Origin of the sequence: Microbacterium kunmingense (assembly GCF_023155745.1) — a bacterium.
Classification (GTDB): domain Bacteria; phylum Actinomycetota; class Actinomycetes; order Actinomycetales; family Microbacteriaceae; genus Microbacterium; species Microbacterium kunmingense.
This window is the reverse complement of the sequence record NZ_JAKNUS010000001.1, coordinates 281,662-298,039: the sequence shown is the minus strand read 5'-3', so window position 1 is coordinate 298,039 and position 16,378 is coordinate 281,662. Positions and strand designations below refer to the sequence as shown.

At 71.7% G+C, this 16,378-nt stretch carries 9 protein-coding genes; 1 reads left to right on the top strand and 8 read right to left on the bottom strand.

What is annotated here, in order from left to right; all coding sequences use genetic code 11:
• Window positions 1–2: 2 nt before the first annotated feature.
• The 6 genes from MA875_RS01500 to MA875_RS01475 all read right to left on the bottom strand — a co-directional run bounded on the left by MA875_RS01500 (window position 3) and on the right by MA875_RS01475 (window position 10,857).
• Window positions 3–971: an AAA family ATPase gene (locus MA875_RS01500; protein ID WP_248239827.1), complete on the bottom strand. Its 969-nt coding sequence runs from the start codon at window positions 969–971 to the stop codon at window positions 3–5.
• Between the two features lie 34 nt (window positions 972–1,005).
• Complete coding sequence (locus MA875_RS01495; protein WP_248239826.1) at window positions 1,006–7,026, bottom strand: Ig-like domain-containing protein; 6,021 nt, start codon at window positions 7,024–7,026, stop codon at window positions 1,006–1,008.
• Complete coding sequence (locus MA875_RS01490; RefSeq protein ID WP_248239825.1) at window positions 7,026–8,162, bottom strand: serine/threonine-protein kinase; 1,137 nt, start codon at window positions 8,160–8,162, stop codon at window positions 7,026–7,028. The genes MA875_RS01495 and MA875_RS01490 overlap by 1 nt, the downstream gene beginning before the upstream one ends.
• A gap of 158 nt (window positions 8,163–8,320) precedes the next feature.
• Window positions 8,321–8,980: a spermidine/putrescine ABC transporter substrate-binding protein gene (locus MA875_RS01485; RefSeq protein WP_248239824.1), complete on the bottom strand. Its 660-nt coding sequence runs from the start codon at window positions 8,978–8,980 to the stop codon at window positions 8,321–8,323.
• Window positions 8,981–9,011: 31 nt separating this feature from the next.
• Window positions 9,012–9,584 (bottom strand): hypothetical protein, encoded by a 573-nt coding sequence (locus MA875_RS01480; protein WP_248239822.1) that lies wholly within the window; start codon window positions 9,582–9,584, stop codon window positions 9,012–9,014.
• 118 nt (window positions 9,585–9,702) lie between these two features.
• On the bottom strand, window positions 9,703–10,857 hold the full coding sequence (locus tag MA875_RS01475; protein ID WP_248239821.1) for an ABC transporter: 1,155 nt from the start codon (window positions 10,855–10,857) through the stop codon (window positions 9,703–9,705).
• Window positions 10,858–11,073: 216 nt separating this feature from the next.
• Here MA875_RS01475 and MA875_RS01470 point away from each other — a divergent pair, with 216 nt between their 5' ends.
• Window positions 11,074–11,694, top strand: coding sequence for a hypothetical protein (locus MA875_RS01470; protein ID WP_248239820.1), 621 nt, complete (start codon window positions 11,074–11,076; stop codon window positions 11,692–11,694).
• Between the two features lie 37 nt (window positions 11,695–11,731).
• Here MA875_RS01470 and MA875_RS01465 read toward each other — a convergent pair whose 3' ends face one another.
• Window positions 11,732–12,349: a hypothetical protein gene (locus MA875_RS01465; protein WP_248239819.1), complete on the bottom strand. Its 618-nt coding sequence runs from the start codon at window positions 12,347–12,349 to the stop codon at window positions 11,732–11,734.
• 152 nt (window positions 12,350–12,501) lie between these two features.
• Window positions 12,502–16,371: a DNA-directed RNA polymerase subunit beta' gene (gene rpoC / locus MA875_RS01460; RefSeq protein WP_248239818.1), complete on the bottom strand. Its 3,870-nt coding sequence runs from the start codon at window positions 16,369–16,371 to the stop codon at window positions 12,502–12,504.
• Between the last annotated feature and the right edge of the window lie 7 nt (window positions 16,372–16,378).

Here is a 16,378-nt window from a genome sequence, read left to right as displayed (position 1 = left end):
CCTCAGACGGTCGCTTCGCGACGGGTCGGGGGCGCGACGTCCAGCAGCACCTGACCGACGACGGCTTCGGGGGTCACCCCGTCGAACTCGGCCTCGGGCTGGAGCATGAGGCGGTGCGAGAGCACCGCCACGGCGAGCGCCTTGACGTCATCGGGGGTCGCGTAGGTGCGGCCCTGGGAGGCGGCGCGGGTGCGGGTGGCGCGAGTGAGCGCGAGGGCGCCGCGGATGCTGACGCCGAGCCGCACCTCGTCGGCGGAGCGGGTGCCGTCGACCAGGCGCGCGATGTAGTCCAGGACCAGCGCGTCGACGTACACGTTCGCGGCGAGGTCGGCCATGCCCACGAGAGCCTGCGGGGTGATGACCGGAGGCAGGTCGGAGGTGGCGACGGCGGCGCCGTCGAGGATCCGCACGGTCGCGGCATGGTCGGGGTAGCCGAGTGAGGTCCGCATGAGGAAGCGGTCGAGCTGCGCCTCGGGAAGCCGGTAGGTGCCGGCCTGCTCGACCGGGTTCTGCGTGGCCAGCACGAGGAAGGGAACGCCCACCTGGCGGCTCACGCCGTCGACGGTGACCCGGCCCTCCTCCATGACCTCCAGGAGCGCGGCCTGGGTCTTGGGGCTCGCGCGGTTGATCTCGTCGGCCAGGACGATATTGGCGAAGATCGGCCCGGCGTGGAACTCGAAGGTGCCGCTCTTCTGGTCGTAGACCGAGATGCCGGTGATGTCTCCCGGCAGCAGGTCGGGGGTGAACTGGATGCGGGTGTTGGTGCCCTGCACCGACTGCGCCATCGCGCGGGCGAGCGAGGTCTTCCCCGTGCCGGGGACGTCTTCGAGGAGAACGTGACCGTCGCTGAGCATCGCCGTCAGCACCAGCTCGACCACGTGGCGCTTGCCCAGCACCGCCCGCTCGACGTTGTCGGCGAGCTGGCTGAAGGTCTGCGCGAACCAGGTCGCCTGCTCCTGCGTGATGGTCATCGTGTCGTTCCTCGGTGGTCGGTGGAGCGTGGGATCAGGGATTGGTGGGCGGGGCGCCGCCGGCGCCGGGCTGGCAGTCGGCGCTGAACCGTTCGGTGACGTTCTGCAGGCCCCAGCCACGGGCCGACCAATCGACGGTCACGGTGATGCCCTCGACCCGGTCGGCGCCCTGCGGCACGGCGAAGGAGTCGGCCGTGTGGGGCAGGACGTTGTTGTCGGCGTCGAAGTACCGCAGGTTCGCCGGGCTGAACGAAATGGCCGCCCCGTTGCCCCCCGGGCCGGTGGACGAGTCGCCGACGAGGGTCAGGGTGCTGCCGCCGACGCAGGAGGTCGCCCGCCATGACGCGGTCATCTGCCACGGGGCACTCCCCTCCCGCGGGGTGACGGTCGCCTCGGCCGAGCGCGTACCCCAGAACTGGTGCTCGTACCAGACGCGCACGCGCGGGTCCTGCCCGAAGACCGTCGAGGGAAGGCCCGAAAAGCGCACCTGATTGCGGTTGGGGACCTCCGCGTTCGAGGTCGGCTGGTCCCGGATGATCCAGTCCGCGCGGTTCTGCCCGACGTTGGGCCGCCCGTCGACGACGAAGGTGTACCCGGTCGGGGCGGCGGCGGACTGCGCGGCGCGGACCGTCGCGGTCGCGGTCGCGGTGCCGTACACCTCGCCCTGGAAGACCGAGTCGACGCACATCTCGAACTCGTACTCCTCGCCGTCCTCGAAGCCGGGGAAGGTCGCGGTGGCCCCGTTGTCGCTCGTCACGCAGCGGTCGCCCTCCTGGACGATCCCGAACCGCAGGGTGGAGCCTGCGCCGTTCGGCCCCGCGCTCGCACGCGCCGTGATCGTCGAGGTGCCGTCGCCGTCGGAGACGGACTCGAGGTCGAGCGCGGGGCTGAGGGGCGCGCCCACGCCGTTGGCGTTGACGGTGACCGAGGCGCCGGCGTTCACCCCGCCACCGCCGAGCCCGGGCGGCCGGTCGAAGCGCGAATAGGGGGTGACCGTGACGGGCGTCGGGGCGTTGGACCCGACCCGGTAGGAGCGGACGTCGACCGTGGTGTCGCGGCTGCCGACATTCACCACCGAGCGTTCGCCGGTGGGGCTGGTGATCTCGAGCGACCCGGTGCGCGAGGGGTCGACCCCCTCGATCCGGAGGGCGATGTATCCGCCCTCGCCGCGCGTCTCGAGAGGGATCCACTGCACGCTGCTCGGCGCCGGCGGGGCGTCGTACGCCCACGCCTCGGTGCGCACCGCGCCCCGCGACTCGCCGACGGCGTTGACGGCGACGGCCTCGTAGGTCCGCCGCTCGCCGTTGGGCGCCGAGATGGGCGGGCAGGTGCCGCCCGGGCCGCACTCGGCGACCACCTGACCGGCGTATCGTATGCGGAAGCCGCTCAGCCCGGGATAGGCCAGGCGCGCGTCGCCCGGGTCGACCCGGAGGGTGACCGACTCGTTGCCGAACGCAGTCTGCACGAGCGCGGCGGGCGGCCGCGGGAAGCCCTGGAGGTCGAGCAGCACACGGCCGTCCCGCTCGCCCGCGGTGCGCCGGCCCTGCGCGTCGACGACGGAGAACGTCGCGGAGCACGTCGCCCCCGGAGCATCCGGCGCCCAGGACGCCGTGACCGTCCGCGGAGAGGACACCTGGAAGCTCACGCCCGCGCACGCGCCCGTGGGGCGCACGTCGACCACCTCGAGGGGGGTTCTCGGCAGCGGGTTGATCTCGCCGGCGGCCCCGATCACGGTGATCGTGCACGACGAGCCGCCCGCCTGGGAGCACTGCTGGGTGACCGATCCGCCCTGCGGAAGGGTCGACGGCGCCTGCCCGACGCGGAGGATGAGCCGCGAGGGCGGGGTGTTCGGATGGCTCGGCGCCGAGACGGTGACGACCTCCTCGCGCCCCGGGACGGCGGTGTCCGCACCGGTCACTGTGACGATCGAACCCTCGAGCGACACCTCGAAGGCCCCGCCGGGATAGGACAGGGCGTAGGCGATGCCGTCCCAGTCCTCCCGCAGCTGCCACGTGGTCATGTTGCGGAGGTCGAATGTCGCGGTCTCGCCCGGCCCGACGGTGAGCGCACCCGGGCGCAGCTCCGGCTGCGGGTCGGTCGCCTCGACGAGGATCGGGACGGCGAGGTAGGTGAAGTCCTCGGTGCCGGCCACTCGCACCGGCACCTGGCAGGCGTCGGTCCAGGGGGCACCGGCGCCCGCGTCGTACCGGATCTGCCCGTCACCCACGGCCGTGCAGACCGCCTCGCCCCGTGCGCCGGAGGCCCGCACGTCGTCGCCGACCTCGAGGTCGGCATTGCGGGGGATCGCGACGAGGTCGTCCATGTCGAAGGTGACGGATTCGAGCTCGGGCACCTCGACGGGACGCGCCGAGGAGCGCAGGGCCAGCGACAGGTCGGCGTCGCCGGGCACGCGGAGGAAGCCGTAGCTGGTCACCTCGCCGGAGGCGCCCTCGCCGGTGACGGAGAAGGGGATGACGCGCGTGGTGTCGGGGAGCGGACCGGAGATCTCCGATCCGCGCACGGCGACGTCGCCGGGTTCGCCCCAGAGGGCGAGCTCGAGATCGTTGATGTCGCCGCCGGACCACGACACGTTGCCCGAGAGCACGTCGACCCCGTCGACGAAGTCCTCCCGGGTCTCGGCGGTGAGGACGGTGTCCTCCACGACGGGGTAGTCCGGCACGCTCTCGCGCACCACCGTGACGACGATGAGTCCTCGCCCGGTGTTCCCCGAAGTCGACGAGACGTCGTAGAGGAACGACATCGTGCCCGGCTCGGTGCCCGCGGCGATGACCACCTGCCGCTCGCCGACGGAGCGGATCCGCTCGTCGAGGCGGGCGAACTCGGGGTTCTCCGAACCGTCCTCGAGCGTCTCGGGCACGTCGGGACGCACCTCCTCCACGGTCAGCTCGCCCATCGTCGGGTCGCTATCGTTGGAGAGGGGATTGACGCGGATGGTGCTGTCCGCCCCCGCCTGCACCTGCACGTAGTCGGTGAAGGTCACCGGGCTCGGGTTCGCATCGCTGTCGAGCACACCCACGCGGGCGATGCCCTCCCCGGTCTGACCGAACTCGTCGACCACGCGGTAGGGGAAGGTGACCTGGCCGCTGAACCCCGAGACGCTGGTGTAGACGATGGCGTCGCCCTCGGCTGAGATGGTGGCGACCCCCGACTCGGGCTGGGCGATGATGCGGTCCAGCGACACCGTGTCGCCGTCGGGGTCGACGCCGTAGCCGTCGAACTCGATCCGCGTCGACTGACCGCTCAGCACGCGCCCTTCGACGGTGTCGGGGGCCGGCGCGCGATTCTCGTCGTCGGGCAGGACCTGCACCGTCACCCGCGCCTGATCCGACAGCGACGGGGCGCCGGTGGTGTAGACGTCGTAGTCCACGGCGTACTCGCCGGGCTCGTCGGGGGCGAGGTAGCGCAGCACCTCGCCCGCGCCGAAGGCCAGGGCGGCGGGCGAGGTCGAGGTCACCGTCGCCGGATTGAGGGTCGGGCGCCCGCCGGCGGGGGCGACGTCGTTCTCCAGGACGGGGATGTCGATCTGCGTGCCGGCGCGCACCACGACGGTGTCGTCGACCGCGATGGGGGCGAGTTCGGGGGCGGGGGGCAGGAGGTAGACCGTGGCCTGACCCTCCACCGACGACCCCTGGTTCTCGGTGCCGTCGGTGACGGTGTAGGTGATCGTGCCGAGCCGCCCCGGCGCACCGTCGGCGGTCGACCCCGAGACCCGGAGATAGTTCTGCGACAGCGTGTCGAACGACAGCGACGCCCCCGCGTCGGGCTGGGCCTGCACGTCGCTGAGCAGCAGCACGCGCCGGGTGGGGTTCGACACCGCGGCGAGGATGTCGAGGGTGGCGTCCTGCTGCGGGCGGACGAAGGCGACCACCGGCGCGGTGGCGAGCTCGGTCGGCGCGTCGGCGGCGAGCGCCGTGACACGCACGGTGCCGTTCTCCTGGGTCGTGCCGTCGGTGACTGTCACGTCCACGCGGTAGGTGCCCGGTTCTTCGGCGCGGAAGTCGAAGGAGGTCGAGCCGCCCACGATCGTGGCGCTCGCGCGCGCGTCGTCGAGCACGCGGACCGCGTCCAGGCGCACGGTCCCGGCGGTGCCGGTGACATGCGGTCCGACGTCGACGGTCGTGGTGGCCCCGACGGTGTCGACCACGGCGAACGACTGCATCGACAGCGTCGGCTGGGGCGAGACCCGGATGACCAGCGACTTCGTCGCCACCGCCCCGCGGGTGTCGGCGACCGACACCACGATCTCGATGAGCTGCTCGGCGCCGCTGCCGTCATCGGCGTGCTGGTAGACGATGTCACCCGCGGGGGTCGCGGCCACCTTGCCGACCCCGGAGGCGTTCTCGGCCGACAGCAGCAGCATCGGGTCGCCATCGGGGTCGACCCAGCCGGTCATCACCGGTACGGTCACCGTGCCGCCGCGGGCGACCTCGGGGCTCGGCCACTCGGCGAGGCACCGCTCGACGCCGCACCATACCGGGGCGCCGTTCTGCTCGTCGCCGGCGACGAGGAGGGTGACCGTCGTCGACGGCGACGCGAGCCCGCCGGGAGCGGTGCCGTCGGTGACGGCGTAGGAGAAGCTCGCCGCACCGCTCGCCCCCGGAGCGACGCGGACGGCCAGGCGCTGCCCGTCGTCGGTGATCGACACCGTGCCGAAGCCCGGGTCGAGCCCCGTCACCGAGGCGGGGTCGACGCTGAGGACATCCTCGTTCGGATCGTGGTCGTTCAGCAGTACCGGGAGGCTCACCAGTGCCCCCGGTCGCACCCCGAAGGCGTCGGGTTCGGCGATCGGGGCCTTCGGGTCGATGACGACGCTCAGCTGCTCCTCGCTCGGCTGCGCATCCGAGACGACCTCGTCGTCGAGGCTCCACCGCTGGCTCGAGGGCACCAGGCGCCCGTCGGGGACGGTCCACACCCAGCCGGTGCGCGTCTCGTTCAGGATCACGGTGTCGCCGTTGGAGGTGAAGACGGGACGCCGCTGGTCGGAGAGCTCCTGGCCGGCGTAGTCGAGAGGACTGAGGGTGCCGCGCTCGGAGGTCCACAGCTGCCCGCCGAGGTCGCCCTCGGCCAGCCACGCGGCGTGGACCACGCCGTCCTGCACGAGCGGCTGGGCCGGCGTGCCGAGGAGCGTGGTGTCGCCGACCACGGGCTCGGGCTCACCGCCGTCGACCGGGATCCGGGCGAGACCGGTGTCGGAGGCGAGGTAGACCGCGTCGCCGTCGGGGTCGGGGGAACTCGCGACCACGGCTCCGGTGACCGGCGCCGGCCGCGCGGCATCCGTCCCCTCCACCAGGTACGACCCGTCCTCGCGATCGACCAGCACCCAGGCGTCGCCCGCGCCGGTGATCGCGGGATCGGCGGGATCGTCGATCGACACGACGTCGCGGGAGCGCACGGACGAGGCCGGGATGTCGTAGGTGAGGACCGACCCGTCGCCCTCGGAGAAGCTGAGGAGGATGCCGCGGTCGTCGAGGGCGACGGCGTCGGCGGCGTAGGAGGGCGCGTCCTCGTCGTCGGAGGGGAACGGCTCCAGTCGCGTCGGGGTACGCCCCTCGGAGAGGGTGCCGGTGTAGAGCACGCCCGACTCGGTGCGGTAGACGACGAACTCGCCGGCCGTGACGACCTCGACGGTTCCGTCGGGGGTGGCCGGCGACTCGCGCAGCGCCTCATCGTCGAGGTCGACGGGAAGGGCCTCGTCGACGCGGGTCACCCGGCTGTTGCTGCCGGTGAAGAGGAACGTGCCCGCCGAGGACTGCGCCACCTGGCTGGGATCGGAGACGGTGCGGACGGTGTCGAGCTCGAGGATCGAGGTGTTCACCCGCGCGTAGCGGGTGCCCTCGCCGGTCTGCAGCGCCCAGACCGTCGTGTCCACGGGCGGCGTCTCCTGCGCGTCGAGCCCGGGCCAGACGATGCTCGCCACCACGACGGTCGCGACGGCCACCCCGCCGGCGACGAGGGCGAGGAGGGGCCCGCGGCGGGGGATCCGCCCCGCCCCCGACCGCGGGGCGTGCGCCGGCCGTGCCCGTCGCGCGGCCATCAGAGCACCCCCGCCGCACGGAGGGCCGCCAGCACGACGGCGACGAGCGCCGCGGCGCCCGCGCCCCCGAGGATCCAGGGAAGCGCGCGGTGCGGCGCGGGCGCCGGCGCGGGCGAGGACAGGGAGGTGTCCTCATCGCGCAGCAGCGAGGCGACGCCCGTCGTCGCGACGCGCTTGCGGGTCACCTCGCGCTCGAGCCGGCTGCGGGCGGGGCCGCGGAGGGCGTCGTCGGAGAGATCGATTCCGCCGCTCGCGGCCCAGTCGGCCACGGGCACCTCCAGCGGCGTCGGCGAGAGGCCGAGCCCCGACTGCACCTCGCGGAGCGCGTCGGCGAGCTCCCGTGCCGTGGCGTACCGCTCGCGCGGATCGCGGCTCATCGCGCGGCCGAGGACATCCTGGAGGGCGTCGGGCACATCACTGCGGTTGATCGGGGTGTAGCTGGCCTTCGCGATCCGGCGCCGCAGCAGCTCCTTGGTGTTCTGGCCCTTCTCGCGTCGCTCGAACGGGCTGTGACCGGCCAGGAGCGAGTAGACCGTCGCGCCGAGGCTCCACACCTCGCTGGCGATCGTGCCCGCGGTCTCCTCGGCGACGACCTCGGGGGCGCTCCACGGGATCGACATGGCCAGCACCTCGCCGGCGCTCACCCGCGCGAGCGAGGAGGAGATACCGAAGTCGGCGAGCACGGGGGCACCGAAGGTGGTGACGAGGATGTTGCTGGGCTTGACGTCGCGGTGCACGAGCCCCGCCCGGTGGGCGGATTCCAGGGCGCTCGCCATCTTCACACCAATCGTGAGGACCTCGTCCACCGGCATCCGCTCGATCCGGTAGCGCTGCGCCAGCGAGCCCGGACAGTACTCCATCACGATGTACGGACGGCCGTCGGCGGAGATCCCGGCCTGGTAGACGGTCACGATCGAGGGGTGCGCCGAGAGGTGGGCGAGGACGTCGGCCTCGGCGTTGAACATGCGCCGCAGCTCCGGGTCGCCCACGTCGCTCGGGAGCACCTTAACCGCGACATCCCGCCTCGGCATGTCCTGCCCGTAGAGGAAGACGTCGGCGAAACCGCCCGAGCCGAGGGGACGGATGTACGACAGCCCCGGCAGGATCGGGGGTGCGGAGGGCAGGCGAGTCGTCACCGCATCCCCTCCCCGGAATCCCACCCGCCCGACCGGCGGGATCACAGCGCAACGACGCTGGAAACCCGGCAATGCTAACAAAGCCCGCCTGCACCCTCGCCCAGGGCTGCGGAGAGCCCTGGGAACCGCGCCTGGATCGTTACCGACGCCCGTCCGGATCAGGGCAGCGGATGCGGATCGTTGGGATCGAACGGGGCGTCGAGCGATCGGGTGAGTTCGTCGAGCATGGCCTCGATCTGGGGCTCGACGTACTCGGTGATCCCGGCCTGGATGCGAAGTCGATGATGGAGCAGGATGGTGCAGACCTCGCGCCCCACCATGTTCGCGTAGTCGTCGGCGAGCCCCACCTCCTGTCGGAGCGCGGCCTTGGCCTCCTCGGTGAGGGGAGGAAGCTCGGGCACGTCGGAGTCGGCCTGGGCGGCGAGACCCGTCAGGGTGAACAGGAACGGGGCGCCGGGGGTCGGTTCGGGATCCAGCGGCAGCCCCTCGAACTCCGGCTCCAGTCCCTCCCCGGGCCGGTAGCTGCGCGCGCGGTTGCGGGCGGCTTGCTGATCGAGCTCGGCCTGCAGCATCGGCAGGTTCAGCGCGGTGTACTCGGCCACGGCGTGGTCGACGATGGTCTTGATCCGGGTGGACAGCCCGTGTTGCACACCGTGCGGCACGTCGGCCCCGAGCCCCGCTGCCGACAGCACGGGCGAACCGAAGCACCGCCGGCAGGGTGCCACCCGCCCGCGATGGGTCGCCGGCTCCCAGCGCGGCAGCCACCGCAGCCAGGCGTCCACCGCCTGGCTGACCTGGGTCTCGAGCGACCGCTCCACCCTCCCACGGTATCGCTGCGGACCGGCGGCGTCAGGTGTCATCCCTGTCCTCCCCCTCCCAGGGCCAGCGCGGACGCGAGCCGAGGGTGCGCACCATGGCGACGCCGCTGATGCCCGCGATCGCCCCGGCGGCGGCCAGGACGATGCCGAACCAGGATGCCGCGACGCCGCCGGCCACGGTCGTCGCGGTGCGCAGCTCCTCGCCCGAGGCCACGACCGCGATCCCGACGACCACGACATAGCCGACGTAGGCGCCGAGCGCCGTCCACAGCCCGACCGAGTACCGCGGTGCGGCGAGCGGTGCCGGGCTGTCGGGCGCGGCGGGAACGGCCTCGGGGGCGAGGGCGTGAAGCGGTGGGGGTGGCAGGAGCGGGCGCGGCATCGCGCTCAACAGCACTCCGGCGACCGCGAGCGTGGAGGCGGTGGCGGCGAAGACCCCGGGAAGGGGGCCGAGACCCTGCACCTCGATGACGCTCCGGTCGAGCGCGAGGCTCGTCATCCCGAGCCCGAAGATCATCAGCGCGACATACCCGACGGTGGCGAACGTGACCGCGATGAGCGGGGGGACCGGCACCCGGGGTCGGTCGTCGACAGGTTCGATCACGTCACCCCGATCGTCTCGCCCCGGTCACGTCGAGGGATCTCACATCGACTGGTCACGTCGCCCTGCCGCCGCCGGTGGGGATCGGTCTCAGCGGCCTCGTCGCCTCAGCGCGCCCGGTTCACTGCCGGACGAGCTGGGGCCCGGCCTCGAGCGTGCGCTCGTACTCGCGCTGCGCCTCGTCGTTGAGCTCGGTGACGCGTCGGCCGCGCGAGGCCACCCAGGCACCGAACCAGATCGTGAGTTCACGACCGAGGATGAAGGCCACGATCGCGAGCGGTGCGAGCACCTGCTCGGCCGTGATCTCCGCGCCCTCGCGGGCGGTCAGCGTCCAGAACGGCGCCTGGAACAGCTGGCCGAGGATGTGTCCGGCCCAGGCGGCGAGACCGACGAGGAGCCCGAAGATCACCCACGCGCCCCAGCGGCCGCGGTTGATGATCGCACCCAGCAGCCAGAACGCGATGAAGAAGACCAGCACCGGGATCCACAGCGACCAGCTCGCGAGCGCGGCGAGCGTGGTCGATGTCAGGTTGTCCACGGTGACGTCGCCCGCGAGGGCGCCGAGGCCGACCCACGCGGCGAGGTAGAGCAGCCCGAACAGGAGCGCGGCGAGGAGACCGATCGCGCCGGCGGCGGCGCGATTGCCGCGGGGTCGCGGGGCCTCGGGCGCCTGCACGAAGATCGGCTGCGGCGCAGCGGTCTGCTGCGGGAGGGGGGCGGCCACGACGGTGGGGGCGTCATGACCGCGGTCGGAGGCAGGTTCGCTCGCGGTCACCTGGGGGCGAGAGGATGCGGCGGCGGCTCCGGCTCCCGCGGCGGCGCCCGCTGCGGCGGCGCCGGCAGCCGGTGCCGCAGAGCGGTCGGCGGAGGTGTCGGCCGGGCTGTCGGCGGAGGCCGCGTAGGCGGCGAAGCGATCGCGCTCGGCGTCGTCTCGGAAGTCCGCGCTGTCCTGGTAGGCGGCGCTGTCCCGATCCGCAGGGGCGTCCCATCGCGCCGGCTCGCTCGCGGGGGCGTAGGCCCGGTCGTCCGCGGGCGCGGCCGCCTCGGCGACACGGTGCTCGCCGTCGTCGACGGGGCGGTCGGCGGTGCTGTCCTGGTGCGAACCGTCGACACGGTGGTCTGCCGGATCGGCCGCGCGGGCGGCATCCTCGCGCACGGCGGCCGCACGGGCGGCTTCGGCGTCGGCGAGACCCTCGTTCGCGCGCGTGACGACGTCGTCGTTCGCCGGACGGGGCTCCTCGACGGGGTCGCCGTACGACGACTTGGAATCACTCATCGTTCGCACTCCTCACGCGGGACTGGCGTCCCGCAGAGCGAAACTAGCGGCACCGGGGCCTGGAACCGCGCAGGCGTGCCGCGCGGCGGCGTTCCGATTCGCCGATCCGGCCCGTCACCGCCGCTTCCGCGGCATTCCCCGCAGGGAATATGGCAGCGGGTCCGCTCTCCCGCGCGTCTTCCGGCGGCCCGCCTGACACCTTCGTACAGTGGGGCCATGGCGCACCGTGCGGTCGTCGCGGCAGCGGCGGCATCCGTCCTTCTTCTGACTACGGCACTCGGTGGCTGCGCGCCGGAGGGGTACGACAGGACGATGACCGCCCCCACGGCCGACGCCGGCGCGACACCGTCCCCCGTGGCATCCGATTCCCCTTCGCCCTCACCCACCCCCACGCCGACCACGGCCGTCGGCGCTGCCGCCGTGCCCGAGGACTGCGAGGCGCCGCTGTCGGAGGGGGTGCTCGCGCAGCTCGAAGGCATTCCGCTGAACGATCCCACGGGCGGCGGTGAGCTCGGGCCGCAGTCCGACGGGTCGCTCGTGTGCCTCTGGCGCTATCCGCAGGCCGACACCACGTTCCTGGAGACCTCGTACGTCCCGATGAACCGCGGCCCGGCACTCGATCTGCTCAACGGGCTCGCCGCCGAGGAGGGATTCACCTGCTACACCCCCGACGGCGGCACGCGGTGCGAGAAGACGTGGGAGAGCGAGCAGTATCCCGTCACGAACGGGCGGACGCTCTTCTGGCGCGACGACCTGCTGATCGACACCTCGTACTCGAATCTGGCGCCGAGCGGCTACACGTCCTCGATCGTGTCGGCGATCTGGCCCGCGGGCTGAGAGAGCGGGATGACGCCGGGGCAGCCGTCTTCGCCCGTCACCCCCAGAGTCGGGCTGCGATGCGGCCTGCGTAGTCCTCGGGGTGCCAGCCGCCCTCGACGCTGACGAGCCACCACCCGTCGCGGAAGACGTGGGTCTCGACGAAGTCGCCGGCCGTCCGGCTGCAGGTCGTGCCCGGCGCCGCGGCGGTGCACGCGAAGCCGGCGGCGCGCAGCGCCGCTTCGCCAGCAGCGACGGCGTCGGGGGCGACGGTGGCGAGCGCCGTCTGCAGGGTCGCGCCGTCTCTGGTGTGCCAGCGGCAGGAGATGCGGATGTCGGGGGCGAGCGCGTCGACGAGGGGCGGCGCGGCCGTCTCGGGGACCGCCGCCGATTGCGCGAGGAGGGCACCGGGGAACCACGCCAGCTGACGCCACAGGTCGTCGGGGTAGATGTCGCGACAGTCCAGCGGCGCCTCGCCGGCGAGGGCGGCCACGAGGGGATCGTCGGGGGCCGCTGCCTCGGCGCGGGCGGTGGCGGCCCGGAGGGTGTCGCCGGCCCAGGTCACCACGGTCGGAACCATCGGGGCGGCCAGCCACACCAGTGCTGCGACAACCGCCGCGCAGAGAAGTCCGACCGGGGCGGAGAGCCACAGGCTCCGACCCGGGATGCGCGCCACCTTTCCACCTCCGGATCCACGGTACGGCGGCGCACGGGCGCCGCCTGGTACGGCTCGCCGCGCGTCGCGCACCTCCCCCGCCGGCAACGCGAAGGGCCCCGGCGATGCCGGGGCCCTTCGGTGGTGCGGGGTTCGACGAGACCCGCCTCGACTCAGTTGTAGGTGCCGAAGTCGTCCGTGGAGAAGCTGTCGAAGTCGACGTAGCTCAGGTCGGCGTCGCTGTAGGCGCCGTCCGACGCGAAGATGCGGTTGGGGTACCGCTCGCTCTTCGCCTCCTCCGTCGCCTCGACCACGACGTTGCGGTACTTCGCAAGGCCGGTGCCGGCGGGGATGAGCTTTCCGATGATGACGTTCTCCTTCAGGCCCACCAGCGGGTCGCTCTTGCCCTCCATGGCGGCCTGCGTGAGAACACGCGTGGTCTCCTGGAACGACGCGGCCGACAGCCACGACTCGGTCGCGAGCGACGCCTTGGTGATACCCATGAGCTCGGGACGACCCGACGCCGGGCGCTTGCCGGAGGCGACGGCCTCGCGGTTGATGCCCTGGTAGCGCTTGAGGTCGACCAGCTCGCCGGGGAGCAGCGTGGTGTCGCCGTGGTCGACCACGGTGACCTTCCGCAGCATCTGGCGCACGATGACCTCGATGTGCTTGTCGTGGATCGGCACACCCTGCGAGCGGTACACGCCCTGGACGCCGTTGACGAGGTACTTCTGCACCTCGCGGGCACCCATGACACGCATGACCTCCTTGGGGTCGAGCGTGCCGACCTGCAGGGGCTGACCGACGGTGACGTGCTGACCGTCCTCGACCAGCAGCGTCGCGCGCTTGAGCACCGGGTAGACCACCGGCTCGTCGCCAGAGTCGGGCGTGAGGATGATCTTCTTGCTCTTGTCGGTCTCCTCGATCGTGATGCGGCCGTCGGCCTCGGCGATCGGGGACGCACCCTTCGGGGTACGGGCCTCGAAGAGCTCCTGCACGCGGGGCAGACCCTGCGTGATGTCATCCGCCGACGCCGACCCACCGGTGTGGAAGGTACGCATCGTCAGCTGGGTACCGGGCTCACCGATCGACTGGGCCGCGATGATGCCCACGGCCTCGCCGATGTCGACCATCTTGCCCGTGGCGAGCGAGCGGCCGTAGCAGCGGGCGCAGACACCGACAGCGGAGTCGCAGGTGAGCACCGAGCGCACCTTGATGGTCTCGACACCCGCCTCGACCAGCGCGTTGATGACGACGTCACCGACGTCGGAGCCCGCGGCGGCGAGGACCTCGCCGGAGGGGCTGACGACATCGGCCGCGAGGGTGCGCGCGAACACGGAGTTCTCGACGTTGGCGTCCTTGACCAGGGTGCCGTCGAAGCCGGGAGCGGCGATCGGCAGCTCCAGACCCTTGGACGTGCCGCAGTCCTCCTCGCGGATGATGACATCCTGCGAGACGTCCACGAGGCGCCGGGTGAGGTACCCGGAGTCGGCGGTACGCAGGGCGGTGTCGGCCAGACCCTTACGGGCACCGTGCGTGGCGATGAAGTACTCCGCCACCGACAGCCCCTCGCGGTACGAGGAGATGATCGGACGCGGGATGATCTCACCCTTGGGGTTGTTCACCAGGCCTCGCATACCGGCGATGTTCCGGATCTGCAGCCAGTTACCACGGGCACCCGACGACACCATGCGGTTGATGGTGTTGTCGGCCGGGAAGTTGTCCCGCATCGCCTTCTGGACCTCGTCGGTCGCCTCGGTCCAGATCTTGATGAGCTCCTGACGACGCTCGGCGTCGGTGGTGAGACCCTTCTCGAACTGCGACTGGACCTTCGCGGCCTGCTTCTCGTAGCGCCCCACGATCTCCGCCTTGTTGGGCGGGGTGAGGATGTCGCTGAGGGCGACCGTCACACCCGAACGCGTGGCCCAGTAGAAGCCGGCGTCCTTGATGCGGTCGAGCGTCGCGGCGACCTCCACCTTGGGGTACTCCTCGGCGAGCTTGTTGACGATCTGCGAGAGCTTGCCCTTGTCGGCCTGCTCGCGCACGAACGGGTAGCCCTTGGGCAGCGCGTCGTTGAAGATCGCCTGGCCGAGCGAGGTGTCGACGAGACCGTGGCGCTCGTAGCCCTCGGGGGCCTCGCCCTCGAGGAAGGTGAGCCCCGGAACCCGGATGCGGACCTTCGCCTGCAGGTCGAGGGTGCCCTCGTCCTTGGCCAGGATCGCCTCGGAGACAGAGCCGAACACGCGACCCTCGCCCGCGGCGCCCTCCTTCACCGTGGTGAGGTGGTGGAGGCCGATGATCATGTCCTGCGAGGGCAGGGTCACCGGACGGCCATCCGAGGGCTTCAGGATGTTGTTCGAGGCGAGCATCAGGATGCGGGCCTCGGCCTGGGCCTCGACCGACAGCGGCAGGTGCACGGCCATCTGGTCACCGTCGAAGTCGGCGTTGAACGCCGCACACACGAGCGGGTGGAGCTGGATGGCCTTGCCCTCGACGAGCTGCGGCTCGAACGCCTGGATGCCCAGGCGGTGCAGGGTGGGCGCACGGTTCAGCAGCACCGGGCGCTCGCGGATGATCTCCTCGAGCACGTCCCAGACCTCGGGACGGGTGCGCTCCACGGCGCGCTTGGCGGCCTTGATGTTCTGCGAGTGACCGAGGTCGATCAGGCGCTTGATCACGAACGGCTTGAACAGCTCCAGCGCCATCTGCTTGGGGAGGCCACACTGGTGCAGCTTCAGCTGGGGACCGACGACGATGACCGAACGGCCCGAGTAGTCGACACGCTTTCCGAGCAGGTTCTGGCGGAACCGACCCTGCTTGCCCTTCAGCATGTCCGACAGCGACTTCAGCGCACGGTTCCCGGTACCGGTGACGGGGCGACCACGACGGCCGTTGTCGAACAGCGCGTCGACGGCCTCCTGCAGCATCCGCTTCTCGTTGTTGACGATGATCTCGGGAGCGCCGAGATCGATCAGGCGACGAAGACGGTTGTTGCGGTTGATCACGCGACGGTACAGATCGTTCAGATCGGATGTCGCGAAGCGGCCACCGTCCAGCTGCACCATCGGGCGCAGCTCCGGCGGGATCACCGGGACGACGTCGAGCACCATCGAGGCCGGGCTCATGCCGGTCTGGAGGAACGAGTTCACGACCTTCAGGCGCTTGATCGCGCGGATCTTGCGCTGGCCCTTGCCCTCGGCGATCTGCAGGTGCAGGCTCTCCGCCTCGGCGGCCAGGTCGAACGACTCCAGGCGCCGCTTGATCGACTCGGCGCCCATGTGGGCCTCGAAGTACTGACCGAAGCGGTCCTGCAGCTCCTGGAAGATCTCGTCCTCGCCCTTGAGCGAGCCGACCTCGAGGGTGCGGAAGTCCTCCCACACGCGCTCGAGCTTGGCGATGGCGTCGTCGGCCTGCTTGCGGGCCTGCGCCATGTCCTTCTCGGCGGCGTCCTTGACCTTCTTCTTCTGGTCGGCCTTGGCACCCTCCGCCTCCAGGGCAGCGAGCTCCTCCTCCAGCTTGGACAGGCGCGCGGCGATCTTGGCGTCACGGCGGTCGCCGAGCGTCTTGATCTCCAGGCGGATGTTGTTCTCCTGGGTGGCGAGGTCGCGGTGACGCGCCTCCTCGTCGACGGAGATCACCATGTAGGCGGCGAAGTAGATGACCTTCTCGAGGTCCTTCGGCGCCATGTCGAGCAGGTAGCCCAGGCGCGAGGGCACGCCCTTGAAGTACCAGATGTGGGTGACCGGGGCGGCCAGCTCGATGTGACCCATCCGCTCGCGGCGGACGGAGGACTTGGTGACCTCCACGCCGCAGCGCTCGCAGACGATGCCCTTGAAGCGGACGCGCTTGTACTTGCCGCAGGCGCACTCCCAGTCGCGGCTGGGCCCGAAGATCTGCTCTCCGAAGAGGCCGTCCTTCTCGGGCTTGAGCGTGCGGTAGTTGATGGTCTCGGGCTTCTTGACCTCGCCGAACGACCAGCGGCGGATGTCGTCGGCCGTGGCGAGGCCGATGCGAAGCTCGTCAAACGTTGTTGCGTCGAGCACTAGTTCT

Coding starts and splice junctions, on each gene's coding strand:
- MA875_RS01495 (WP_248239826.1), bottom strand. CDS start 7,026: ATGGCCGCGCGACGGGCACGGCCGGCGCACGCCCCGCGGTCGGGGGCG.
- MA875_RS01475 (WP_248239821.1), bottom strand. CDS start 10,857: ATGAGTGATTCCAAGTCGTCGTACGGCGACCCCGTCGAGGAGCCCCGT.
- MA875_RS01470 (WP_248239820.1), top strand. CDS start 11,074: ATGGCGCACCGTGCGGTCGTCGCGGCAGCGGCGGCATCCGTCCTTCTT.
- MA875_RS01500 (WP_248239827.1), bottom strand. CDS start 971: ATGACCATCACGCAGGAGCAGGCGACCTGGTTCGCGCAGACCTTCAGC.